At 64.3% G+C, this 23,827-nt stretch carries 25 protein-coding genes and 1 tRNA gene; 8 read left to right on the top strand and 18 right to left on the bottom strand.

From position 1 onward, the window contains the following. Positions 1-386 precede the first annotated feature (386 nt). From HZF05_RS21595 to HZF05_RS21570, 6 genes are all read right to left on the bottom strand, one after another. Positions 387-1,568: a glycosyltransferase family 4 protein gene (locus HZF05_RS21595; protein WP_246332123.1), complete on the bottom strand. Its 1,182-nt coding sequence runs from the start codon at positions 1,566-1,568 to the stop codon at positions 387-389. Next, positions 1,568-1,903, bottom strand: a complete 336-nt coding sequence (locus tag HZF05_RS21590; protein ID WP_160364506.1) for a GtrA family protein — start codon at positions 1,901-1,903, stop codon at positions 1,568-1,570. Before HZF05_RS21590 ends, HZF05_RS21595 begins: the two co-directional genes overlap by 1 nt. A gap of 131 nt (positions 1,904-2,034) precedes the next feature. Next, on the bottom strand, positions 2,035-3,039 hold the full coding sequence (locus tag HZF05_RS21585) for a ferritin-like domain-containing protein (protein ID WP_246332122.1): 1,005 nt from the start codon (positions 3,037-3,039) through the stop codon (positions 2,035-2,037). Then, positions 3,036-5,264: a xanthine dehydrogenase family protein molybdopterin-binding subunit gene (locus tag HZF05_RS21580; protein WP_246332121.1), complete on the bottom strand. Its 2,229-nt coding sequence runs from the start codon at positions 5,262-5,264 to the stop codon at positions 3,036-3,038. The genes HZF05_RS21585 and HZF05_RS21580 overlap by 4 nt, the downstream gene beginning before the upstream one ends. A 2-nt stretch (positions 5,265-5,266) precedes the next feature. Beyond that, positions 5,267-6,247 (bottom strand): FAD binding domain-containing protein, encoded by a 981-nt coding sequence (locus HZF05_RS21575; RefSeq protein WP_160364504.1) that lies wholly within the window; start codon positions 6,245-6,247, stop codon positions 5,267-5,269. Beyond that, a complete protein-coding gene (locus HZF05_RS21570) occupies positions 6,244-6,795 on the bottom strand; it encodes a 2Fe-2S iron-sulfur cluster-binding protein (protein WP_160364503.1) in 552 nt (183 codons plus the stop codon). The genes HZF05_RS21575 and HZF05_RS21570 overlap by 4 nt, the downstream gene beginning before the upstream one ends. 139 nt (positions 6,796-6,934) lie before the next feature. Here HZF05_RS21570 and moaA point away from each other — a divergent pair, with 139 nt between their 5' ends. The 4 genes from moaA (at position 6,935) to HZF05_RS21550 (ending at position 9,033) form a co-directional block, all read left to right on the top strand. Continuing rightward, the gene (gene moaA, locus HZF05_RS21565) at positions 6,935-7,963 is read left to right on the top strand and encodes a GTP 3',8-cyclase MoaA (RefSeq protein ID WP_160364502.1); all 1,029 of its coding nucleotides are present in this window, start codon (positions 6,935-6,937) and stop codon (positions 7,961-7,963) included. A gap of 29 nt (positions 7,964-7,992) precedes the next feature. After that, positions 7,993-8,250, top strand: a complete 258-nt coding sequence (locus HZF05_RS21560) for a hypothetical protein (RefSeq protein WP_181638936.1) — start codon at positions 7,993-7,995, stop codon at positions 8,248-8,250. A gap of 179 nt (positions 8,251-8,429) precedes the next feature. Then, positions 8,430-8,603 (top strand): hypothetical protein, encoded by a 174-nt coding sequence (locus HZF05_RS21555; RefSeq protein WP_160364500.1) that lies wholly within the window; start codon positions 8,430-8,432, stop codon positions 8,601-8,603. After that, positions 8,596-9,033, top strand: a complete 438-nt coding sequence (locus HZF05_RS21550; RefSeq protein WP_160364499.1) for a DoxX family protein — start codon at positions 8,596-8,598, stop codon at positions 9,031-9,033. The genes HZF05_RS21555 and HZF05_RS21550 overlap by 8 nt, the downstream gene beginning before the upstream one ends. A 132-nt stretch (positions 9,034-9,165) precedes the next feature. On the opposite strand, the gene HZF05_RS21545 is transcribed toward HZF05_RS21550, so the two are convergent. The 5 genes from HZF05_RS21545 to HZF05_RS21525 all read right to left on the bottom strand — a co-directional run bounded on the left by HZF05_RS21545 (position 9,166) and on the right by HZF05_RS21525 (position 12,568). Beyond that, complete coding sequence (locus HZF05_RS21545) at positions 9,166-9,579, bottom strand: low affinity iron permease family protein (protein WP_160364498.1); 414 nt, start codon at positions 9,577-9,579, stop codon at positions 9,166-9,168. Positions 9,580-9,697: 118 nt separating this feature from the next. Next, positions 9,698-10,003 (bottom strand): hypothetical protein, encoded by a 306-nt coding sequence (locus tag HZF05_RS21540; protein ID WP_160364497.1) that lies wholly within the window; start codon positions 10,001-10,003, stop codon positions 9,698-9,700. 20 nt (positions 10,004-10,023) lie between these two features. Then, positions 10,024-10,626: a general stress protein gene (locus HZF05_RS21535; RefSeq protein ID WP_160364496.1), complete on the bottom strand. Its 603-nt coding sequence runs from the start codon at positions 10,624-10,626 to the stop codon at positions 10,024-10,026. A gap of 61 nt (positions 10,627-10,687) precedes the next feature. After that, positions 10,688-10,945 carry a GlsB/YeaQ/YmgE family stress response membrane protein gene (locus HZF05_RS21530; RefSeq protein ID WP_160364495.1) on the bottom strand — a complete coding sequence of 86 codons (258 nt, stop codon included), beginning with the start codon at positions 10,943-10,945 and terminating at the stop codon, positions 10,688-10,690. 120 nt (positions 10,946-11,065) lie between these two features. After that, the gene (locus HZF05_RS21525; protein WP_160364494.1) at positions 11,066-12,568 is read right to left on the bottom strand and encodes a helix-turn-helix transcriptional regulator; all 1,503 of its coding nucleotides are present in this window, start codon (positions 12,566-12,568) and stop codon (positions 11,066-11,068) included. Between the two features lie 155 nt (positions 12,569-12,723). Here HZF05_RS21525 and HZF05_RS21520 point away from each other — a divergent pair, with 155 nt between their 5' ends. The 4 genes from HZF05_RS21520 to HZF05_RS21505 all read left to right on the top strand — a co-directional run bounded on the left by HZF05_RS21520 (position 12,724) and on the right by HZF05_RS21505 (position 16,756). Further along, positions 12,724-14,466: an FAD/NAD(P)-binding protein gene (locus HZF05_RS21520; RefSeq protein WP_246332120.1), complete on the top strand. Its 1,743-nt coding sequence runs from the start codon at positions 12,724-12,726 to the stop codon at positions 14,464-14,466. Beyond that, positions 14,463-14,975, top strand: coding sequence for a DUF1543 domain-containing protein (locus HZF05_RS21515; protein ID WP_160364493.1), 513 nt, complete (start codon positions 14,463-14,465; stop codon positions 14,973-14,975). The genes HZF05_RS21520 and HZF05_RS21515 overlap by 4 nt, the downstream gene beginning before the upstream one ends. A 90-nt stretch (positions 14,976-15,065) precedes the next feature. Then, the gene (locus HZF05_RS21510; protein ID WP_160364492.1) at positions 15,066-16,262 is read left to right on the top strand and encodes a DUF2252 family protein; all 1,197 of its coding nucleotides are present in this window, start codon (positions 15,066-15,068) and stop codon (positions 16,260-16,262) included. Further along, positions 16,262-16,756, top strand: a complete 495-nt coding sequence (locus HZF05_RS21505; protein ID WP_160364491.1) for a nucleoside deaminase — start codon at positions 16,262-16,264, stop codon at positions 16,754-16,756. The genes HZF05_RS21510 and HZF05_RS21505 overlap by 1 nt, the downstream gene beginning before the upstream one ends. 18 nt (positions 16,757-16,774) lie before the next feature. Here the strand turns inward: HZF05_RS21505 and HZF05_RS21500 are convergent, their stop codons facing one another. The 7 genes from HZF05_RS21500 to HZF05_RS21470 all read right to left on the bottom strand — a co-directional run bounded on the left by HZF05_RS21500 (position 16,775) and on the right by HZF05_RS21470 (position 23,792). Next, positions 16,775-18,172: a phospholipase D-like domain-containing protein gene (locus tag HZF05_RS21500; protein ID WP_160364490.1), complete on the bottom strand. Its 1,398-nt coding sequence runs from the start codon at positions 18,170-18,172 to the stop codon at positions 16,775-16,777. 340 nt (positions 18,173-18,512) lie between these two features. Continuing rightward, positions 18,513-18,713, bottom strand: a complete 201-nt coding sequence (locus HZF05_RS21495) for a helix-turn-helix transcriptional regulator (protein ID WP_160364489.1) — start codon at positions 18,711-18,713, stop codon at positions 18,513-18,515. 256 nt (positions 18,714-18,969) lie between these two features. Continuing rightward, positions 18,970-19,045: transfer RNA gene (locus HZF05_RS21490), tRNA-Lys, on the bottom strand. Positions 19,046-19,140: 95 nt separating this feature from the next. Then, positions 19,141-20,256 (bottom strand): rod shape-determining protein RodA, encoded by a 1,116-nt coding sequence (gene rodA / locus HZF05_RS21485; protein WP_160364488.1) that lies wholly within the window; start codon positions 20,254-20,256, stop codon positions 19,141-19,143. Beyond that, complete coding sequence (gene mrdA / locus HZF05_RS21480; RefSeq protein WP_160364487.1) at positions 20,253-22,367, bottom strand: penicillin-binding protein 2; 2,115 nt, start codon at positions 22,365-22,367, stop codon at positions 20,253-20,255. Before mrdA ends, rodA begins: the two co-directional genes overlap by 4 nt. Positions 22,368-22,371: 4 nt before the next feature. Further along, a complete protein-coding gene (gene mreD / locus HZF05_RS21475; RefSeq protein ID WP_160364486.1) occupies positions 22,372-22,908 on the bottom strand; it encodes a rod shape-determining protein MreD in 537 nt (178 codons plus the stop codon). Then, on the bottom strand, positions 22,908-23,792 hold the full coding sequence (locus tag HZF05_RS21470; RefSeq protein WP_160364485.1) for a rod shape-determining protein MreC: 885 nt from the start codon (positions 23,790-23,792) through the stop codon (positions 22,908-22,910). The genes mreD and HZF05_RS21470 overlap by 1 nt, the downstream gene beginning before the upstream one ends. Positions 23,793-23,827 lie beyond the last annotated feature (35 nt).

Genomic DNA, 23,827 nt, shown 5'->3' with positions numbered 1-23,827 from the left:
TGAAGCCGTTCGATGACCTCGAAGACAACCATTGGCAACCGGGCACAAGAAAGACAGCGACATGCGCAAATCAATTAGACAACATTGCGGCCTGACAATTTCCGGGCACCCATTGTCTAAAGCCGCCCGTTCAATCGAAGCGCGCGCGATCCATAACGTTCCCAACCAGCCGGGTGGTTGTTCGAGAGGACATGGCGTAGATGGATTCGCATCGCGACGAGGGATTCATACGATGGGAGCGCGCAAGCCTAACCGGCTCGACAAGCTGCGGCGGCGACTGGATCTCGTACCACCGGTCAATGAGCGCCGTACTGAACCCAAGCCCGAGAAACCGCCAGTGGAGCGGCCGACGTTGATCGAAGGGTCGAGGCGTCCGCGTCTCAGCGTCAAATGGTGACCCTGCCGGCCGATTGACGCTGGTTTCGGTTGATTAGTGATGGATGCTGAGCGCTTCGCACGGTCTGATAGACGCGTTCGACCGCGGCCGAGACATCGCTCCACGCATAAGCGTGGCTTTTGCGTTCGGCATGGGTGCCGATTTTGTGGCGGAGGTCAGGCGACCCGATCAGGGCTTCGAGCGCAGCGACATAGGCGGCGACGTCGTCGGCGGAGCAAAGCCACCCGTCGCTTCCATGGTCGATCAATGCCCGCGCGCTCGGTGCGTCGGCACTGACGACGGGCAAGCCACATGCCATTGCCTCGAGCACGACATTGCCGAACGTCTCGGTCATGCTGGGGGTGAGCATGATGTCGGCACTGGCAACCGCGCGCGCCAAGTCCCGGTCCTGGAGATGACCGGTCGCAACGACGCCGGCGAGCTCCGCGAAGTCGCTTCGGGCAGGACCGGCCCCGACCAGCAATGGGCGAACCGGTCGGCCGCGCGCCTGAAGCGTGCGGATCACCTCGACATAGGTTTCAACGCCCTTTTCGAGCACCAGACGGCCGAAGAACAGCACGACTGTCTCTTCATCGGCGATTCCCTGCGCCCGACGCCAAGCCATCTCGCGCCGCGTCGGATCGAAGATCGTGCGATCGACACCCCGGCTCCAAACAGTCACCCGCTCATCTCCCCGCAGGCGGCGCATGGCGACCGCAAGCGTCTCGGTGGGGGTCAGCACATGGTCGGCGCGACGATAGAAGCGGCGCAGATGCGTTTCGACCATGGGCTTGAGCCAGCCGAGCCGGTAATAGTCCAGATAGGTCTCGAACAAAGTGTGCTGGCTCGCGATTGCCGGCACGCCGCGCCTTTTCGCGAAGGTGAGCGCGCGGCTGCACAGGATGTCGGGTGTGGCGACATGGACCAGGTCGGGAGCGAAGCGGTCGATGTCCTCTCGGATCGCGGCGGGAAGGCCGAGCGCGAGCTGAAATTCGCCCCGCACCGGAAGCCGCACGGAGGGCACCGGGACCAGCGTTCCGGCCGGCTCGAAGGCCGGGGTCGAGGTCACCGGCGAATAGGCGCGAACGACATGGCCGGCCTCGGCCTCGAGATGATGCACCAGCCGGTTCAGCGCCTGGTTCGCGCCTTCGCGCAGATAGTTGTAGTTGCCCGAGAAGAGCGCGATCCGCATCACAGCCGCCGGAAATTGAGGATGGCGTTGAGCAGGAACACGGCGAGGCCGGCGAACACCGAGACCAGCACGCGGGCGACGATATAGTTGATCGGGGTGTAGTCGAGAAATGCGGCGTAGAGCGTGACGGTGATCGCGAGGCCAAGGGCCGCGTTGATCAGGAAATAGGCATAGCCCGATGTCAGCCCCCGCTCGGTGCCTGCGAAGATCCACGTCCGGCCGAGCGCGTAGTGGATGGTGTTGGCGACGACGAAGCCGAATGCGGCGGCTTCGAGCTTCCCCCAGCCAAGCCGCACCAGCCCCCAGAGCAGGACGAGGTCGAACAGGAAGGTCATGCAACTGACCGCGGTATTGCGGCCCAGCATTGCGGCAGCGCGGCGCGACAGTATGCGCCGTGCTAAGCGCGGCCGGTCGGTCGCAGTCGGATAGGTTTGGGCTGCGGGTTCCAACGGTCCAAGGTGTTCGCTCACAACGGCGCGCCGGCACCCGCGAGCGTAATCGCCGTTGGTGCGGTAGCGTCATTCGCATCACACCACGCTGTTCGGCGCTTGAGCTGCGGCGTCAGGAACAGGATCGGTAGCTTTAGGAACAGCAGTTCGGAATGGATGAAGCCGTCGATGCAACGCTCCCACCATGTCGAGCGATGGACGCTGCGCCGCTCGAGCCACGCTTCATAGGGCGCCCAGTGGCTCGGCTCGTCGCGACGGATGATCCGGAAGATTCTCATCAGCGTTGCATCGCCGCGCACGATTGGATGACGGAGCAGCGTCTCCACCTGCTGGTATCCGCGCCGCTCGGTCAACGCGATGACGCGGCAAAGCCGCTCGAACAGCGCGTCCCGTTCGACCAGATCGGTCGTATCGAGATCGTCGATTGACGAACCGAACATGATCTCAACGAAGCGGTCGATGTGGCCGCAGGTGCGGTCGACGCTGAATGGCATGACGCCGCGCAGCTGGAACCAGCGGCGGAACATCTCGTAATGCTTCCGCTCGTCGGCGCGGTGCTTTTCGATCGCGGAAAGAAAGCAGGGATCAAGCGGCGTTCGCGCCTTGATTGCCTCGATCACCCGATCGATGGCGGTGTATCCGCGATGCTCGTTATAGACGTAGATCGAGCCCAACAGCTCGAGATAGCGGCGACGAAACCATTGGATCATGTGGGGGTGTCTCGAAGCGAGAGGAATATCGACAATGACGGTGTTTGAAGGATGTTCCCGCACGAGATTATCGGCGACTTGCGCACCCGAGCGAGACTGCTCCGGTTGTCGAGTTGAGCAACCTAAAGCGATTGCCCTCGGGCGTCCTCGTCGGCTCGCGAAACGGTGGACATTGATTGGCTGCAGTCGGAGGCTCGTGCGACACGCCCTTATCAAGGCGGTGGCGATGATCGCGCGGGGCGTATGACGATAAGCCAGAGGTGGCGAGAGCAACATCCGGGGCGCCGTTAAAGAGCCCACCTCCGGCGTCATTTCATGTCCGGCAATCCGGCGAGTAGCTTGTCCAGCGTGATCGGAAACTCGCGCACGCGGACACCCGTCGCGTTGTAGACGGCATTGGCGACGGCCGCTGCGGCGCCGGATATGCCGAGCTCGCCGATGCCTTTCGCGTGGATCGGGTTCGCGTGGATGTCGCGCTCCTGGAGGAAATGCACCTCGAGCTGCGGCACGTCCGCGTTCACCGGCACGTGATACTCCGCCAGATCATGGTTCACGAGCTTGCCATTGCGGGTGTCGTGGTAGAGTTCCTCCGTCAGGGCAGCGCCTATGCCGAAGGTCATACCGCCGAGGCACTGCGACCGCGCGGTCTTGGCGTTGAGCACCCGGCCGGCGGCGAACACTCCGAGCATGCGTCGTACCCTGATCTCGCCGGTGACCATATTCACGCCCACCTCGGCGAAATGCGCACCGAAGGAGGCCTGCGTCGTCTCCTTCTCCTGCTTGCCGGGCTTGATGTGCCCGGTCGCTTCCAGGCCTTCGCCGGCAAGCTCTCCGATCGACACGGACCTATTGGCTCCGATCGCCATGCCGTCCTTCAGCGTGAGGGCATCCGCTTCCACATCCATGGCCTTTGCGAGCTTGTCCTTGAGCATCTCGCAGGCGAGGTAGACGGCGGAGCCCGACGACCCCGCGCCCCACGAGCCGCCCGATCCCGCGGCTGGCGGCGCGTTCGTGTCGCCAAGCTCCAGCGTGATACGCGCGACGGGAATGCCGAGGATCTCCGAGGCGATCTGCGCGAGGATCGTGTAGCTGCCCGTGCCGATGTCGGTCATTGCCGAGGACACCGTGGCCGAACCGTCCGGGTGTATCTCGACCTTGGCCGAGGATTCCATCAGCATGTTGCCGCGCACCGCGGATGCCATGCCCATCCCGACGAGCCACTCTCCGTCGCGCCGCGCAACCGGTCGCTCCTTCCATCCAAATCGCCGGGCGCCTTCGTCCAGGGCGGCTGTCAGGCTGCGGGACGAGAAGGGCACGCCTTTCTCCGGATCGATCGAGGCGTCGTTGAGTTTGCGAAGCGCGACCGGGTCCATGCCGAGCCTCTCGGCCAGTTCGTCCATTGCGCATTCGAGGCCGATCATGCCGACCGCCTCGCCAGGTGCGCGCATCGAGCCGGAAAGGACATAGTTTACGGGGATCTGGAGATGGCTGATCAGGCGGTTCTCGCCCGCATAGAGCATGTGTGTGCCGATGCCGACGGGCTCGAAATAGTCTTCGCCGGGCTGGTTCGAGACGTAGCTCTCCTGACCGATCGCCGCCAGCCGGCCGTCCGCATTCGCCGCGAGCCGGAGCCGCTGTTCGGTGTTGGAGCGGCGCACTGTCGCCTCGAAGACCTGCTGGCGCGCCATCACGGCCTTCACGGGCCGACCGACCTGCTTGGCCGCGATCGCCGCCGCCACGCTTTCCGGCGCAATGCCGAGCTTCGATCCGAAGCCGCCGCCGATGTAGCGCGAGACGATGCGGACCTTCTTTGCCGACAGGCCCAGAGACTTGGCGAGCTGCGACGCGTCCGAGGTCGGCATCTGATAGGCGCCGTAGAGCGTCAGCGAGCCGTCCTCCTCCCACACCGCCGTCGATGCGTGCGGCTCCATCGCCGCGGAGTTCTGGCTCGGTGTCGTGTAGGTCACGTCGATCGAGACCGGTGCTTCCGCCATCGCTTTGTCCACGTCGCCCTGCGCGAAGTGGCCTGGCGTGACGAGGTCCGGCGGCGTGTAGGCCTCGTCCCGATTTACCGCGAGGTCGAATACGCCTTGGCCGGCTTCGTAAGTGACGGGAAGCTGCAGCGCTGCGTCCCGCGCCGCCTCGTAGCTTTCCGCGACCACGATCGCGATGATCTCGCCTGAAAAGGCGATCTCCTGGACACCCTGCGTTGGCGCTTTCGTCTCACCGCCCTGGCCTGCGACCCGGATGAAGCGCTTGAAGTCCCAGACCACGTCGATGACGCCGGGAAGCGAGCGCACCGCGTCCGCATCGATCGAGACGACCTTGCCGGCACCTATCCGCGCACTGACGAGGAAGCCGTAGGCGAGATTGTCGAACTCGTATTCCGCCGCATAGGTCGCCGCGCCCGAGACTTTCTTCGGGCCATCGACGCGGTCGAACGGCCGGCTGATCGCACCCTGCACGCCGGTGTCGAGCAGGCTGGACGGATGCGGCTTGTCCATCGTCAGGCTGTTGGTGGTACCGAGACCGAACATGCTCATGCTCCCGTCAGATCGCGCAGGACCGCGATCAAAGTGCGGCGTGCCAAGGGTAGCTTGAAATCGTTCGAGCCGTGCCCCTTGGCATCGGCGACAAGCGCGTCGGCTGCGGCGGCAAACGCGTCGATGGTCGGCGCTTGTCCGATCAGCGCAGCCTCGACGGCGGGATCGCGCCATGGCATCGGTCCCAGGCCGCCGAACGCGAGCGATGCGTTCGCGATCCTGCCGCTCTCCATCCCGATGATCCCGGCGACGGAGACGAGCGCGAACGCGTAGGAGGCGCGGTCGCGCACTTTCCGATAGGATTGCCTGCCGCTTGGGGGCTTCGGCAAGGCGATGTGCGTGATAAGCTCGCCCCGCTCCAGCACGGTCTCGATGTGCGGCGTGTCGCCGGGCAGGCGGTAGAAATCGTGGATCGGTATCCGGCGTCGATCGCCATCGGCCTTCAGGGTGACGATGGTCGCGTCCAGGGCGCGCATTGCTACCGCCATGTCGCTGGGATGCGTCGCGATGCAATGCTCGCTCGTGCCGAGCACGGCGAGGATCCGGTTGATCCCGCCGATCGCATCGCATCCGCTCCCCGGCGAGCGCTTGTTGCAGCGCGACGCGAGGTCGTAGAAATAGTAGCAGCGCGTCCGTTGCAGGAGATTGCCGCCTGTCGAGGCCTTGTTGCGCAGCTGGCCCGAGGCGCCCGCCAACAGCGCGCGGCTCAGGACTTCATAGTTCGCGATTACGCGCGGGTCCGCGGCGAGATCGCTGTTCGGCACCATCGCCCCGATGAGCAGCCCGCCATCCTCCGCATCATCGATGGTCGCGAGATCGAGTCTGCTGATGTCGACCAGCTTCGCTGGGGTTTCGACCTGCAGCTTCATCAAGTCGAGCAGATTGGTGCCGCCGGCGATGAAACGTGCTCCGTCGGTCGCGATGTCGCGGACCGCCGCCTCGGGCGTATCCGCCTTTTCGTAGATGAAGCTCTTCACGCCAAAACCTCCCCGATCATCGCGGCGTCCTTCTCGTCGGCCGTCCGGCCCTCCGGTTCGGCCTGGGCGACCTCGCGGATCGCATCGACGATGTTGGGGTAGGCGGCGCAGCGGCAGAGGTTGCCGCTCATACGCTCGGAAATCTCGCCGTCGTCGAGCAAGGGGGCGGCCAGATCCTCGGATACATGGCTCGGCCAGCCCTTCGCGACCTCGTCGAGCATGCCGACGGCGGAGCAGATCTGGCCCGGCGTGCAATAACCGCACTGGTATCCGTCGTGGCGGACGAAGGCTTCCTGCAACGGATGCGGGTCGCCGATCTGCCCGAGGCCTTCGATCGTCGTGATCTCGTCGTCCTGATGCATCACAGCCAAAGTGAGGCAGCTGTTCACCCGCCGGCCGTCGATCAGCACGGTGCACGCACCGCACTGTCCATGGTCGCAGCCCTTCTTGGCACCTGTCAGCCCGAGATGCTCCCGGCACAGGTCCAGGATCGATGTGCGGATGTCGACGTCGGCCTCATAAGCCCGACCGTTGATCGTGAAGTGCATGGCGCGTCCCTCAGTTCGTCGAGCGAGAACGCCGCGCATTGCCTTCATGTTCAAACGGCGGCTGTGGACCCTGGAAATATCTTGGCGGTACGCTCGCTTTCCTGCGCGCCACGTGAGATCGTCGAGCGTTGGGAACCCGATGAACACAATCGCACCTGATCGAGAGGCCCTGCGTCGCCCGCTCGCCGACAGTTTCGGCCGCCGCATCACCTATCTTCGCCTTTCGGTCACCGACCGGTGCGACCTGCGCTGCCGTTACTGTATGAGCGAGGCCATGACCTTCATGCCCCGCAGCGAACTGCTGACGATCGAGGAGTTGGGATTGATCGCCGACGCCTTTGTCGCCCGTGGCGTCAAGCGGATCCGACTGACCGGCGGCGAGCCCCTCGTCCGGCGGGGAATCGACGACCTCGCTCTGCACATCGGGCGACAGTTGGGCGCGGGGAACCTTGACGAACTTACCCTGACGACGAACGCCACCCGGCTCGCAGAGCATGCGCACCTTTTGGTTCAGGCGGGCGTAAGTCGGGTCAACGTCAGTCTCGACAGTTTGGATGCCGATCGCTTTCGCCTCATCACTCGGACGGGGAACCTAGATAAGGTTCTGGGTGGGATCGCGGCGGGCAGGGCGGCGGGCCTGGCCATCAAGATCAACATGGTCGCTCTCAAGGGAATTAACGAGGACGAGATCGAGCCGATGATCCGCTGGTGCGGTGACGAGGGCTTCGACCTGACGCTTATCGAGACGATGCCGCTCGGCGTCGTCGACGAGGACCGGACGGACAGATACCTCCCGCTCGACGGCGTTCGCGAGCGCCTTGCGGAACGGTTCACGCTTGATCCGATAGCGGACCGCACGGGCGGGCCGGCACGCTACCTCCGGGTTCGCGAGACCGGCACCCACCTCGGGCTGATCACTCCACTGACGAACAACTTCTGCGACGGGTGCAATCGCGTCCGTCTCACGGCATCGGGGCGACTTTACATGTGTCTGGGACATGACGACCGGATCGATCTGAAGGCCGTCCTGCGGAACGATGGTAGAGGTGCCATTGATGCGGCGCTGGACAGCGCGCTGCTGTCGAAACCCGAACGTCACGCGTTCCGCATAGCAGGCCGCGGCGCGGCTCCGGCCGTCGACCGACACATGAGCGTCACCGGTGGCTGAGATGCCGGTACGAATTATGGCGAGCGGCGTTGGCGAGCGCGATGTGCCAACGGTTTATTGTCAAGCAGCCGCCCGCGAGATCGCAACGCTACGGAAATATTGAACTGCGCGCTCGTCTGGACATAGTGTTTGAAGTCGCTGCGATCGACGGGGGGCACCAACAGCGGTTCCAGCTTCGCGACGGCGAAACTCAACAATTTTCCCGCGCCAACGGCGGCTTCTGTTCCTACCGGACACTCACTCGCCTTATCGGGACGACGACGAATGGTCGCTTGCTGTATAAATGAAAGGGCCTGCGTTCGCAGAGGGAAATCGTCGCCGCTCACCGCGCCTCTGGGGCGCCGGTTTAGAGCGAGGTCCGATCTCCGGTGCAAGCCCGAGCGTTGTTTCGGGTTCGATTGCCATTCCACCATCGGGTGCCGATCCCTTCAGCCAATAGTTGTCAGCGGCAGAAGGAGACATCGCGATGACGACAATCGATGCTCGTGCTCATAACCGGCCCTCGAATGATGGTTGCAACGTGACCCAGGACCCAAGGCAGGCCTCTCTGATGGACACAGTCAGCGAACCCGATCCGGAGAGCGATCCTGCGGAACAGATCGAGGAAAAAGGAGAGCCCTTCGACGGCAACCATGCCTGACGCCGTGCACATACGCTGGACCGGCTCCGGTATAGCTCGCATCACCCTCGCGCCGATCTATGCGATCGCTGGCATCCTCCACATCGCGCACCCTGGCCCCTTCATCTCGGTTACGCCGCCAGCAGTCCCCCATCCCGGGTTGGTGATCCTGTTGACAGGGGTTGCTGAACTGGCTGGCGCAATCGGCCTTTTCATCCCGCGCACCCGCTATCTGGCGGGCATCATGCTCGCTTTGTATGCAGTCTGCGTATACCCGGCGAACATCCTCCAGGCGGTCCACGATCTGGGAACTGGCCACGGTCTCGGCTGGGCGTATCACTACCCGCGCCTGTTCGCCCAACCGTTCATCTGCTGGTGGGCGTTGGTCGCCGGCGGGGTCGTTGGAGGTATTCGACGCGGCTCGTACAAGCAGCGAGGCGCCACGCCCTAAACCCGCGACGCCTTGCCGCTTGTCGTGCTGTGAAAAGGAAGAATCCCGCGAGCTAGGTGGCAATCAATTGGGCGCATCCGCGTCAAGTCCGCCGATGTGTAATTTGGCATGCTCGACAACGCGAACAAGCCGTCAGGTCCGTTTGATCAGCCTGTCTACGCTTTCCTCGGGGGCCGGCTTGCCGTCCTTGCCGTCCTCGCCGCATTCCTCTTCGAGACTGCGGCGGATACCCTGTATCTCCCTGTCGGTATGATGCTCGATCCCGATGAACTGGCTTCGGGCCTCGGCTAGAGACCGGATGATCTCGTCGAGCTTGGCCTGCATGGCAGCACCATCGCGGTTCTGGGAATTCTGGATCAGGAAGACCATGAGGAAGGTCACGATCGTGGTCGAGGTGTTCACGACCAGCTGCCATGTGTCGGAATAGTGAAACACCGGTCCCGTGGCACCCCACAGAATCATCAGAGCCAGCGCGATGATGAAGGCCACGGGCTGACCCGCGAAGGCCGCGATACGGCTGGCGATGCTGGTGAAGATGCGATCCATGGTTACGCCTGAAGCCTGTTCGTTTCGGAAGCAAATTAAGCTTCCTCCATCTGCGGACGATTGCCCGCCGCGCCGATAGCAAGACGGCCAGGCGCAGTTCGCCTGGCCGCTCACATCCTTATTCTTCCGTTGTGACATTACCCTTGAAATCGAGCGCGACATGCATCTCAGTGCCGTCCTTCTGGGCGGTTCCCCGCCAGATACCATCCTTGTCCTTTTTCAGCTGTGACACGTGCGTGAAGCCGGACTTTAGGATGTGTTTGCGCGCCTCGGTCTGCGTGAAGCTGTTGGCACCGCGGCTCGCCGCGCCTTCGTTCACGGTGTGCGCGGATTTGATGGCTGCGTTGTCCTTGGCGCCTGCCTGTGCCAGCGCGGGCGCGCTGACCAGCAAAGCGACACCAATGAGGGTCGAGGTCGTCTTCATGCTGTCATTCCTTTTTTTGCTCACGACCGTTCGAAGCGCATGCGTTCGGCCTCGATCTCGTCAGCGGAATAAGACGGCGCGGCTTCGTCGAAGCGGCTCCAGCCTTCGCCTTCATAGGCGCGGCGACGATCGGCAATGTTGACCGTGCGATCGTCGCTGAGGATCGCGCGGGCGGTTGGAACGAGAGGCTCGTCGACCTTCGCCGTGACGAGCGTACCGCCTCGGCGGACTCCCTCGGCGTAGACATGCGCGTCGGCTTCGGGGACGCCCGCATGGGTGAGAGCGCCGACCAGGCCACCGGCTATTCCGCCGATGACGGCGCCGCCGGCCGCCCCGGCCGCAGTTGCCGCCAACCAGCCGGCCGCGACCACCGGACCGATACCGGGGATTGCGAGCAGACCGAGGCCGGCGAGCAGGCCTCCCAATCCGCCGACCGCGGCACCGATACTGGCTCCTGCGCCGGCATCCTGAGCGACCGGGTCGAGTTCGTCACGATGTGCGCCACGGACGTCGTTGGCAACGAGACTGATGTCGCGATGCGCGACGCCTGCGGCTTCGAGATCCTGGACGGCGCGACGTGCGTCGTCGTACCGGTCGAACAGCCCTGTGAGGGTCTGGGTCATGATATCTCTCTCCTGTGTCCGGCCGTAAACCCGCCGGCTTTGTTGGTGTGATGACGAGGGTTCAGCGCGCCGTGCCGCGGATGACCATGTGGTAGAGCACGAGCACGACGATCGCGCCGATGACGGCCACCACCAGGCTGTAGATGTTGAGCCCTGTGACACCAGCTGCGCCGAATTGATTGAACAGGAAGCCGCCGACGACCGCACCGATCACGCCGAGCACGATATCGAGGATGACACCCTCGCCGCTTCGGTTGACGATCTTGCTGCCGATGAAGCCCGCGATCAGGCCCAGCACGATCCATGCAAGAATGGACATAGGTCTTCTCCGATTGCTCCCGGAATTGGTTTCCGGATGCTGGAGAAGCTAAGAGGGAAGGGGAACTGGCCAAAGATGCGCCAGCACCCCATCGTCAGGTGCATCGGCACCCATTCGACCTTACTGAGGCTCGGCGGGGCCGAGATGGTGCCCACGATCGCGGGCCCAGATGATCGCCTCGGCGCGGCTGTGCGCGTCGATCTTGGCATAGAGCCTGGCAACGTGATTGCGGACCGTGTTGCGCTTGAGGCCCAGCGTATCGGCGATGACGTCGTCGCTTCGCCCCTGGGTGATCAGGCCGAGTACCTCTCGCTCGCGTCGCGTGAGTTCGACGGTTGGCAGCGCCGACCCTTGCGGTGCGGCAGGCGCCCGCAGCGCCGCCAATCGATCCATGATCTTCTGGCTGAGCCAGCTCGAATCCTGCATCGCGCCTTCGATCGCAGCAATGAGATCGAGTTCGGTGCGTTTGCGCTCGCTAATGTCCAAGAACGCAGCGAGGATGCAGAACTGGCCGTTGATCGTGACCGTTTCCGCCGACGCCAAACAGGTCACCAACTCGCCTTCACGGGCTTTCAGCTGGACCTCATATCCGCGAAAGGCGCCGCTCTCGGCGATCTTCCTTTCGATCTCGCGCCGCGTCGCCGCGGTCTCGAACAGTTCGAGGTCGGCGGGCTTGCGGCCGACCACGGACTCGTATCCCCAATCGGTCAGCGCCAGGAAGGCGTGGTTGACGTTGAGAATGCGGTGACCATCGAGGCTAGTGAGCAGCATGGGGACCGGGGCGAAGCGGAATGCGGTCGCAAACCGCTCCTCACTCTGCCGAAGCGCCTGCTCCGCGCGGTGTCGGGGTTCGAGATCGGCGAACGTGAAGATCATGCAGGGTTCGTTGTTGGGCATTTCGGCGGGATGACCGGCCAGCAGCACCAGCTTGGAGTTGCCGGCGGGGAGCGGCAAGCCGGCCTCCATCTGCGGAATGGTGTCGCCGTCTTTCAGGAGAGCCTTGGCCTTGTCGCGCTGTTCCGCTTCCGAGAGTATATCGAGATCATAGAGCGTGTGCCCGACGATCTGGTCGCGATCCCAGCCCGACAATTCGAGAAAACCTTCGTTGACCCGCACGAAACGCAAATCGGCTCGCCGCACGATGAGCGCCGGGGCCGGGTTGGCGTTGAACATGCTTTCGAAGCGCTCTTCTGCTTCATAAGCTTCGGTCGCGTCGCAGATGATCAGCACGAGACATTCGGGCTCACCCGCTACATCCTTCAGCACGAGTCCGCGCTCGCGGTGGATCCAGTCCGGCTCGCGTGTTCCATGCTTGCGCACCTCGACGACGAGATCGTCGAAGGTTTCGCCGCGGCACAGGCGTGCCATCGGCGTGACATCCTTGCCGATCTCACGGCCGCCTCTCAGCCGCAGGTCAAAGCGCTGACTGTAGGCCTTGACCGTGGTCCCCATGTCCGCGAGCGCGTCGCATCCGTGCATTCTCAGCGCCGACGGGTTTGCCGACAGGATCTGGCCATCCGGAGAGAGACGGATGACTCCGTAGCTCAAGGTTTCGATGATCTGTTCAAGTTGCGTGCGGTCGGGTGATAGCGCAGCCGCCGGGGAAGACTTCTTCTTGGTCATCGCGGCCAGACCAAAAAAGGCCGCGCTTTCTGCGGTTTGACGACGTCGAATTGCTGACATGGCGCCATTGCGGTTCTCCGCCTCCGGGAGCGCGCAAGCGGGTAGGGTTGTTCCATTATCGCCTTCCGAGGCCGCGCCCGTATCGACCTGCCCCTATGCTGCTCTCGATCTCCGTCGATTCACCTCAAGTTCCCCCGGTATCGTTTGCTGGCGGCGGACGTTCAGCGGCGATGACATCCACGATTGCATTCGTCGGCGCAGGCCCGACGACCATCTATACGCTCCATGCGCTGATAGAGGCAGCGCGGCAGCCGCTTTCGCTGACGATATTCGAGCAGCAGCCGAGCGCCGGTCGAGGAACGCCATATCGGCCAGGATGGAACGATCCGGCCATGCTCTCGAACATCGCCAGCATCGAGATCCCACCTCTGATCGAAACCCTCGTCGACTGGCTGCGCGCCCAGCCGGCGGATCGTCTCGCCAAGCTCGGCGTCGATCCGGCGGACATCGGGGAGCGCGTTTTCTATCCGAGGCTCGCGCTTGGTGATTATCTCCACGACCAGTTTCAGGCTCTGCTCGAACGAGCCCGCGTCCAGGGGCACGAGGTCGACGTCCGCATTCGAACTCGGGTCCTGGATGCTTTGAGCCAGCCTGATGGAATGATCCTGTCGGTGCGGGCGCGGGGTGGTGCGAAGACGCAGGAGAAGTTCGACCATGTCGTGCTGGCGACCGGCCATCAATGGCCGGACGAGCCGGAAGTGCGGCCCGGCTATTTCTTGAGCCCGTGGCCAGCGTCGGCGCTTGCCACGATCCGTCCCTCTGCCGTCGGAATCCGGGGCACGTCGCTCAGTGCGATCGATGCCTCGGTAGCGCTGGCGCTACGATATGGCACGTTTGACGCCGAAGAGGACGGGCGCCTGCGCTACGAGCCCGCCGCCGGCGCCGATGGCTTTCGCATGACCATGATGTCGCGCAAGGGACTGTTGCCAGAGGCCGATTTCTTTCATCCCATCCCCTATGAGCCGCTGACCATCTGCACGGCAGACGCAATCGAGGCGATCATCGCGGACGACGATGTAAAGCCGCTCGACGCGGCCTTTGCGCTTTTCAAGCGGGAGCTGGCAGCCGCGGACCCCGATTATGCCGCGGAGATCGAGCTCGAAGGCCTGTCGCTCGAGGAATTTTCCGACCGCTATTTTGCAGAGCGGGGAGACCTGGATCCGTTCGATTGGGCGGAATGGAACCTGACGGAGGCGAAGCATAACCATGCAGCGCGCATCACGGTGCCCTGGCGCTATGCGATCCTGCGCATGCATGAGACACTGGGAAACTTGGTCCCTCATCTCGACCAGGAGGATTACCGGCGCTTCTCGCAATTCCTGAAGCCCGTCTTCGTCGACGATTATGCGACGGTCCCGCATGAATCGATCGAGCGGATGCTCGCCCTGCACCGCGCCGGCAAGCTGGACATCCTCGCCATCGGCGATGACCACCGCGTCGATAGCCACCGCGAAGAGGGTGGCGCAGTAGTTCATATCGGTGACAAGCGCCTGACCTTCCCAGCCTTCATCGAGGCGACCGGACAGCGTCCTCTCGGGACCAAGGACTTTCCGTTTCAGTCGCTGCTCGACCAGGGCATCGTGCGCGACGCCCCTACGACCGATCCGCGGGAGGCGTCGCGGGGTATCGTCATCGACGACCAGTTTCACCCCGTGTCTGATGCCATTCCCGACGACCAGCTATTCTGCCTCAGCCTGCCCTTCCTGCTCGGCCGACATCCGTTCAGCCAAGGCATCACCAGCTCCCATGAAATGGGCAAGGTCGTCGGAGAGCAGGTCGCATTGGCGGTCGCGCAAGTTGCAGAGATGAGAGCCAACCCCGCTGTAGAGGCGGCATGAAGCTGTTCGCCGTCTACGTCGGAGGCGAGCACGCTGCCGCGAACATCGAACTGCACGACATGCGCTTCATCGTCGCACCGACGCTGCGCGACACTTTTTCCGAGCTGCGACGGCAGTGGTGGGGAAAGCCTGGCAGTCTGCATATCGACTGCTGGGCCGAAATCGACCAAGCCGATGGCTACGACGTGTCGCTGCGGCCCGAACCCTTCCAGGGATCCGAGCACCTCTTCTTTGTTAATCTCGGCGGCTACGAGCCTGGCGAATTCACCGAGCGCCACAAGTCGGTCTTCGTCGTGGCGGAAACCGAAGCCAAGGCGAAGGCGCGAGCGCTCAAGACAGTAACCGGCTGGAGCCTGCTCCACCGGGACAATCTGTATGAGGCCGAGCAGGCGTTTGCGCTCGATCAGGTGGCCGGCAGCTCCCGCCTGCATCTCCATCTCACGCGGAGCCAGGAACCCCGGGAACTCGCCTTCACCTGCGACTACATGCCGATACGAAAACGCGATTGATCCTTCTCCGGAGTTTCAGCTCATGCATTGGCCCCTGATCAACCACCCGCCTGTTAACAGATCGAGCGCCGTCACATTGGCCACGTCCTGATGCCGTTGATCGACGAGCGCCGCGCCGACCTCGAGCGCACGCGCGATCTCAAGATGGCGCGCTCTGTCCACGCCTATGTGCGGGGCAACACCGCGCAATTCTACCAGTGGCTGGCGGCCTCTCCGGTCGCTGATTCAATCCCGGCCGGTCCGCCGGTCTGGATTTGCGGGGATTGTCATCTCGGCAATCTGGGGCCGCTCGCCGATGCCGACCATGAGATCGATATCCAGATCCGCGATCTCGACCAGGCGGTCATCGGCAATCCTGCGATGGACCTGATCCGACTCGGCCTCTCGCTGGAGACAGCAGCGCGAAGCTCGGATCTCCCCGGCGTCACGACCGCGAAAATGGTCGAGGCGATGATCGATGGCTACGCCCGCGCCCTGACGCCCGAGCCGGAAGACGATCCGCTGGAGCCGGATGTCGTTCGGTCCGTCAGACGCGAGGCAGCGGGCCGCAAATGGCGGCATCTTGCTAACGAGAGACTGGAGGATGTCGAGCCGGAAATCCCGCTCGGCAAGCGCTTTTGGAAGCTCGACAAAGACGAGCGACGAGCGATCGACGCCCTGTTCGAGGATCCGGACGTCCGGTCGCGCGCGCTGTCGCTGGCCGGGCTTGGGCCCAAAGGGCGTATCCGGGTGATCGACGCGGCTTACTGGCGGAAGGGCTGCAGTTCGCTCGGCAAGCTGCGCTACGCCGTCCTGCTTGGTGTCGCCGGGAAAGGCGACAAGGCGGAGAATTATGCGCTCGTCGATATCAAGGAGGCTGTGGCCTCGGTCGCGCCTGCGGCGCCAAAGGTCTCGATGCCGGACGGCCCCGCAGAGCGCGTCGTGATGGGCGCCTGTGCGCTCTCGCCCAATCTCGGCGAACGGATGATCGCGGCGAAGCTCCTCGAAAAGCCGGTGGTACTCCGCGAGCTTGCTCCCCAGGATCTCAAGATCGAGGTCGATCAGTTCTCTCGGAAGGAGGCGATCGAGGCCGCGACTTATCTCGCTTATGTCGTCGGGATCGCCCACGCGCGCCAACTGACGTCGGATCAGCGACGTGAATGGCGGCAACAACTCGTGTCGGGCCAGGACGGCGACCTGGATGCGCCTTCCTGGCTTTGGCGGAGCATTATCGATCTCGCGGGCGCGCACGAGACGGGCTATCTCGAACATTGTCGGCGCTTTGCCCTCGCAGCGGAGCACGCTTGATGGGCGCGCTTCTCGACGAGAAATGGATGCGGCTCGCAATCGAGACTGCCACCCAGGATGGAGCCGACCCCGCAAAATCTCCGATCGGCTGCGTGATCGTCCTCGATGGGAAGGTGCTCGCAGCCGAGCGCAACCAGACCGAGCCTCTGAATGACGCGACGGCGCATGCCGAGATGATGGCGATCAGAAAGGCTGGTGCCGCACATGGTGACATGGAATTGCGCGGTGCGACGCTTTACTCGACGCTGCAGCCCTGCGGCATGTGCACGATGGCTTCTGTCTGGTCGAAGGTCGGGCGCGTCGTTTATGGCGCGCAGCGCGAAGATGTCCACCGGATGTATTTCGAGGCCCGCCACGTCGATACGATTGGCTTCGTGGAGGCCGCCTATCGCGACGATCTAGAGATAGAGGGAGGCTGCCTACGCCGTGAATGCGCCAAGCTTTATTACGGGCCCGATGACGATGTCCCGATCGATGATCAGGGAAATCTGTAGCACACGCGCCTGTCCCCGCTATCGATGCTTCGATCGGCGTAGTCGCCGGAGCAGCCCGCCGCCGGTCATCGGCTCGAACATCTCATCCGGACTCTCGGGGTCGAGCACCTCGTTGTCCGCAAGCCATTTGGTGACGGCAGCCAGGTCGGGAATCTGATAGGGTCGAAGCGAATGACCGGCCCGGCGCAGCCGCTCGATCGTCGCGATCAGCGAACCCGTCTGTTTGAGCACCGCGGCTACCCGCTCGGGCGGAACATCGAGATGTTCCGCAAGCAGTCCATTCCGGACGCCGGCGATACTGTCTTCAAGACCACTCCCCGATTGGCGGGCGGAATCGACCGAGACATCGCATTCGGTGTCGAGCCTCATCGATCGATTGTTGAGGTTGGCCGAGCCAATCCTGAGTTCGCAGTCATCGACGATCGTGATCTTTGCGTGGACGTAGATGGGCTCGCCAGCAGAGGTGAAGGGGTGGTAGATCGCCAGCCGACCATGCCGGTCACGGGCTTTGAGGGCGGCAACGAGGCGAGCCCGCGCGCTGTCCATCGCGATCGGCTGTAGCCAGCCTTCGGCGGTCTGAGGGTTGAGGATGACGATCTCGGGACCGTCCTCCTCTTCGAGCCGCTTGCCGATCGCCTCGGCGATGCGGCGGCACGCAAAATACTGGCTCTCGCAATATAGGAACCGCTTCGCAGATGCGATCTGACGGAGAAAAAGTTCCTCGATCTCATAGATCGGTTCCTGATCCTCCATCTTCGGATGCGTGCGCGCGATCGCGACATCCACGTCTGAGAATGTCGGCGCCAGTCCGTCCGGCCAACAGTTGACCTCGCCCTCGACCGGCGCGAGGCGTTTGCCTGTCGCGCGTTCCCAGCGGTCTCGACAGCCTTGCGCCAACGCTCCGGCTGCGGGACCGCTGAGCGCGGTCGTGGCATCATGCCAGGGCGGGTATGGTTTGCCGTCGGGACCGGTGCGACCGGGATCATTGTCGTGATGCGCCCGGCTATCCCAGCGTGATCCCGTCATGTCGATCCCGCCGCAAAAGGCAAAGCAATCGTCGATCGAAACGATCTTCTGATGATGGGACGATCCAGTCGGATGGTGGCCATCCAGCTTGAGATGAATGCGCGGGTGTCGCATCCATTTCAGCACGCGAAGCGCCGTCGAACCCCGGAACATCCCTTTGAGCGCGCCTACATCCCATCGCAGCAGATAGAGATGGAGGTCGGGGTTGCGCTCGATCAGCCAGGACAGCAGCTCACCGATTTGAGCGGGCTCGCCTGGAAGGCGCTTAGCAACATGCAGATCGACCCGGGAGTCGAAATCCCAGCCGACGAGCATGATGCGCTGCCGGGCCTGGAGAAACGCCTGGCGCGCGGTGGCGAAGTAATCCTCCGCGTCGACGATGACGGCCATTTGGTCGGCACGCTCTATGCGCCAGGTGCCCTCATATCCTTCGCGCAATCCATGTATCCCCGTGCTTCTCGCCGAAGCCGAAAGCCCTTAGCAGCTTCCGACGAAAGAACCGCCCCGACTGTTTCGGCCGACAACGGCAGAGCCGGCACAGCGCTCTTACTCGCGAGATTAACGGGTCGCTGGTTTTGGGCTTAGCAATTTTGCAACTAAGCGGCAGAGTCTGATCGAGAGCGGACCGGCTCTCGACCGCCCTGTGGCGCACCGCGACACTGAGGCTCAAGGACTGCGACCCCGAAGCGCGCTGTGATCACGCAGTTTAACGAGGTCGGCTCGGCCAGAGTCAAGGATCGCGTCGATAGTCGAGCGGCGCATCCATCCACTTCAGGACAGCCGACAACCGCCACGCCACCGCCCTTACTCCGATCCGTTCTTGTTTTGGGAATGTGCCATCGGCGACCATCCTATAGATGGCTGCCCGCGATCGTCCGGTACGCTCAATGACACCGGCAATCTTGATGAAGCGATCTTCCGAGACTTCCATGCAAACCGATCCTGAATCGGTCTGCCCGCGGAGCAGGTTATGCATTTGAAGCTGCCGCTGGGCAAGCAGCCTCGATTCGAAATGCTTTGCGCCAGCGGAGAGAGGGGCGACACCCTTATCCAAGGAGGTACCAAAACAGCGCACTGAAGCGCATCGGAAATGTTGCCCAGATGTTGCCCAGGAGACCGAATTTCGGAACCTGCGAATCGCAATTTTGCCGCCATCGGCCGCAACACGCTATAAAATGAGGAGATTTTGGTGGACGCACTTGGGCTCGAACCAAGGACCCGCTGATTAAGAGTCAGCTGCTCTACCAACTGAGCTATGCGTCCACACAGCGGAGAGGCCGGTGCCGGCCCTCGTTGGGAGGCGGCCAACTAGCAACCGAATCTCCGGCTGTAAACTGCTTTGTGTTGTGTCCGCGAAATTATCCGAAGGCGCCGCCCGGGCGGCGCTGGCTGCGGTCGATCGCCATCAGCAGGCCGAGGATGATCAGCACGGTCATCACCGCCGATCCGCCGTAGGAAACCAGTGGCAAGGGCACGCCGACGACGGGAGCCAAGCCCATCACCATCGCCAGGTTCACCGCTACGTAGAAGAAGATGGTGGTGGCCAACCCTGCCGCGGAAAGCCGCCCGAAACGGGTCTCCGCACGCTGGGCGACGCCCATGCCCCACCACACCACGCCCAGGAACGCGCAGATCAGGATCACGCCGCCGATCAGCCCCCATTCCTCGGACATTGTGGCGAAGACGAAGTCTGTCTGGCCTTCGGGCAGATAATCGAGGTGGCTCTGCGTGCCGTTCAGGAAGCCCTTGCCGAAGATGCCGCCCGATCCGATCGCGATCTTGGACTGGGTGATGTGATAGCCCTTGCCGAGCGGATCGAGATCGGGATCGAGGAAGATCAGGATGCGGTTGCGCTGGTAATCGTGGAGCATGCTCCACGCGCCCGCGCCGAGCGGGATCGCGGCCAGCACGCCACCGATGAACAGACGGAGCGGCAGGCCGGCCATAAACATCGTGACGAGCGCGCCCAGCGTCACCATCGTCGCGGTGCCGAGGTCGGGCTGGATCAGGATCAGGCCCGCCGGCACGCCGATCAGCAGCAAGGCGGGCCAGATTGCCGTCCAGCGTCGAATCTCGCCGGCGGGCAGCAGATCGTAGAAGCGGGCGAGGGTCAGCACGATCAGCGGTTTCATCAGCTCGGAAGGCTGGAGGCGGATGATGCCGAGGTTGAGCCAGCGCTGGCTGCCGCCCGCCACCTTGCCGAGCAGTTCGGTTGCAATCAGTGCGAGGATCAGCGTCACGTAGGCGGGCGCGACCGCCTGCTTGATCTGTTCCTCGCGCAGGCGCGAGATCGCTATCGACATGCCGAGGAACAGGCAGAAACGCGCGCCCTGTCCCAATGCCCAGGGCTGGAGGCTGCCGCCGGCGGCCGAATAGAGCACGGTCAGGCCGAAGGCGGTGATGCCGATCACCGTCAACAGCACCTTCCACGGCAATTGCGCCAGAGGGGCGGGGACGAGCGAGTTGCGGATCATTCGGGCGTCGCCTCGTTGGCGGGGACGGCGGTGTTCGCAGGCGCGGCGGTATCCTGCGTGTTGTCGGGTGCCTCCGAAGGTGGTGCGACGGCGGTCGCCACCGAGCTGTCCGGCGGCTGTGCGGCATTGGCCTGCGCGCCCATGTCGCCCTCGTCGGCGGGGGCGCCTTGGGGCTGGGCGAGCGCGGCCTGCTGCGCCGCCCAGTCGGCCTTCTCCTTGGCCATCCGGGTGTCGATGTCGCCGCCCCAGCTCGGCTGCAGCTTGGCCAGCGTGTCGAGCGCGCGCTGCTTGTCGAACAGATAGGTGTAGGCGTCGCGTGCGATCTGCGCGGCGGCGGCGCCGTGGCCCGCATGTTCTAGAATGATGCCGGCGGCGTAGCGCGGGGTTTCGACCGGCGCGAAGGAGATGAACAGGCCGTGGTCGCGCAGCTTCCATTCGCCCTGCGTGCCGAGCGCCTGCGCCCGGCCGGCAGCGCGATCGGCCATGCTGATGCGACGGACCTGCGCCGAGCCGGTCTTGCCGCCCATCGCGACGCCCGGCACCTGGATGCGCGCGCTGTTCGCCGTGCCGCCGGGGCCGACCACGTCGCCCATCGCTGAGTGGATGATGGCGAGATGCTCGGCCGAGACGCCCATGCTCTGCGGCGGCTGGTCCGAATGGCGGTGGACGACGCGCGGGATCAGCGTCTTGCCGCTGGCGATGCGCGCCGCCGCCACCGCGATCTGCAGCGGGTTGACCAGCGTGTAGCCTTGGCCGATCGACGAGTTCAGCGTGTCGCTGACCGTCCATTCCTTGTGGTATTTCCTCAGCTTCCAATCCGGATCCGGCACCGTGCCGTAGCGCTGGGAGCCGAAGGGCAGCGGATATTTCTCGCCGAGGCCGAGCCGCTTGAGCATGTCGGCGAATACCTTGGTGCCGACCTTGCGGGACATCTGGTAGAAATAGATGTCGCAGCTCTGCTCGATCGCGCGGTGCATGCTGATGGCGCCGTGGCCCTGGTGCCGCCAGCAATGGAAGAAGCTGTTGCCGACGCGCAACGCGCCCGAGCAGGCGACGGTCTCGTCCGGCGACACGCCGGCCTCGAGCAGCGCCAGCGCGTTCATCGGCTTCACCGTCGAGCCGGCCGGATAGAGGCCCTGTAGCGTCTTGTTGACGAGCGGCAGGTGATCGTTGGCCGACAGCATGTTCCACTCGTCGTGGCTGATGCCTTTGGAGAAGCTGTTGGGATCGTAGGCCGGCATCGAAACCATGGCGAGGATGTCGCCGGTCTGCGTGTCGATCACCACCGCCGAGCCGGACTGGTCGCCCATCCGCTCGGCGATGTAATCCTGCAATCCTGCGTCGATGGTGAGCTGGAGAGTGTTGCCGGGCGTCTCGGCCCTGGCGGGCAGTTCGCGCACCAGCTTGCCGCGCGCCGTGACCTCGGACGGCTTGGCGCCGGGCTGGCCGCGCAGGAAATGGTCGAAGCTCTTCTCCAGCCCCTGCTTTCCGATCTTGAAACCCGGCGTGATGAGGAGCGGGTTCTTGTCCTTCTTATAGTCCTCCGCCGACGCCGATCCGACATAGCCGATCAGATGGGCCACCGCCGGCCCCGCCGGATAGGAGCGCGAGAAGCCGCGCGCCGGCACCACGCCGGGCAGGTCCGGCAGGCGCAGGTTCACGGCGGCGAAATGCTCGTAGTCGAGATCCTCGGCCACCTGCACGGGCTGGAAGCCCGCCGCCTTGGGCAGATTGTCCTGCAGCCGCTCGATATCCTCCGGCGCGAGCTGGAGGAGATTCTGGAGCAGCTCGATCTCGCGCTTGGGATCGTCGAGCAGATCGGGGATCAGGTCGACGCGGAAATCGGAGCGGTTGATCGCGATCGGCTGGCCGGTGCGATCGATGATCCAGCCCCGGCGCGGCGGGATCAGCGTGGAGCGGGCGCGGTTGCTCTCCGCAAGCGCGGCATATTTGTCGTGCTCGGCGATGGTCAGCCACGCCATGCGGCCGACCAGCACGGCGCCGATCGCGCCCTGCGCGGCACCGACGAACAGCGCACGGCGGCTGAACGAGAATGTCTGCTGCGCCTCGGTGACGAGGCGCCCGCCGCGCGGAGGCTTGCCGAAGTTCAAAGGCTCAATCCTGTGCGCGGATTTTCCCGATCGCCAGCCGCCAGCGGTCGAGACGCGCGCATAGCCGCCCGATGATCGGGAAGCACAGGATCGAGATGGCGATCTGCGGCAGGATCAGCCGGATCGGCGTGGCGCCGCCCGTCCAGCAGGCGATCGCCCAGCCCGCGACCATCGCGAAGGCGATGGCGATCGCGGCGAGCAGCCATTCCTGCCAGTAATCGCGCCAGAGCAACCGTCCCTCGACCAAATCGGCGAGCAGCAGGCACGCCGTCCATGTGACCATCCCCGTGCCCAGCGTCTGCCCGGTCAGCAGATCATCCGCAAGACCGAGCGGCAGGCCGATCCACGCCATCCAGATTTCCGGGCGCAGCAGCCGCCACGCCAGCAGCATCAGCAGGCCGAGCGGCGGCCATGTGGGGGAGAGCGCGACGGTCGGCATCAGCGCGGTCGCCGAGCCGAGCAGGGTCGAGACGATCGGCACCACCTGCGCGCGTATCTCGATGGCGCGGGTGGGCGGCGCGGAGCTGGCCGGCGCACGCATCAGGGCTTGGCGGTCTTGGTGGGCTCGGGCGGCGGCGGGAGACCGGCGAAGGGCTGCTCCACCGTCGCGTAATCGAGCTGCGCCGGGTTGGCGAGCGGCCAGGCCACCGCGACGTCGCCGTCCTTGCTGAGGATCACGGCTACGGGAACGTCGGGCGGATAGAGGCCGCCGGTGCCCGAGGTCAGCACGATGTCGCCCCGGTTGAAGGGATTGCCGCCGGCACCCAGCGGGCGGATCTCGATCGATCCGTCGCCACGACCGGCCGCAAGAGCAGGAGCGCCGCCGCGCGCGAGGCGAACGGGGACGACGCTGGAACTGTCGGTGATCAGCAACACGCGCGAGGCGATCATGCCCGCATCGACGACATGGCCGACCAGCCCCTCGGGCGAGCGCACCGGCTGGCCGGGCTCGACGCCTTGCGCACGGCCCGCATCGAGCGTGGCATAACGGCGGCTGCTCACCCCGCTCGAGCCGACGATGCGCGCCACGGCGACCGAGCCGCCGCGATCGTCGACCAGCTTGAGCATCTTGCGCAGCCGCTCGTTTTCCAGCGCGAGGATGCGCGCGCGCACCAGCGCTGCGCGGTCGCGATCCAGCTCGCGCGCCATCTCGGCGTTCTTGGAGCCGGCGTAGAAATAGGCGCCGATGCCGTCGACGACTTTGCCTGCCCCGCGCACCACGCCGCGCGCCGCGCTGGAGATCGGCGCGGTCGCATCCAGCGCGCCGCCGCGGATAACGCCGAAGCCTGTCGGATCGACGTGCGCGATCACCACCAGCCCCAGGCCGACGAGGATTCCCGTCACCGCGATCACGTAGCTGAAGAACAACCCGTATTGCGCACGCCGGGAAAAACCGGGCCGCTTGTTGCGGGACGGGGCCTTCATGATGCCACTCCGCCAGCCACAAAATCTCCGTTCGC

This window comes from Sphingomonas chungangi (assembly GCF_013778325.1).
GTDB classification, from domain to species: domain Bacteria; phylum Pseudomonadota; class Alphaproteobacteria; order Sphingomonadales; family Sphingomonadaceae; genus Solisphingomonas; species Solisphingomonas chungangi.
The sequence above is the reverse complement of the archived record's forward strand: the minus strand, read 5'-3'. Positions and strand labels throughout refer to the sequence as shown.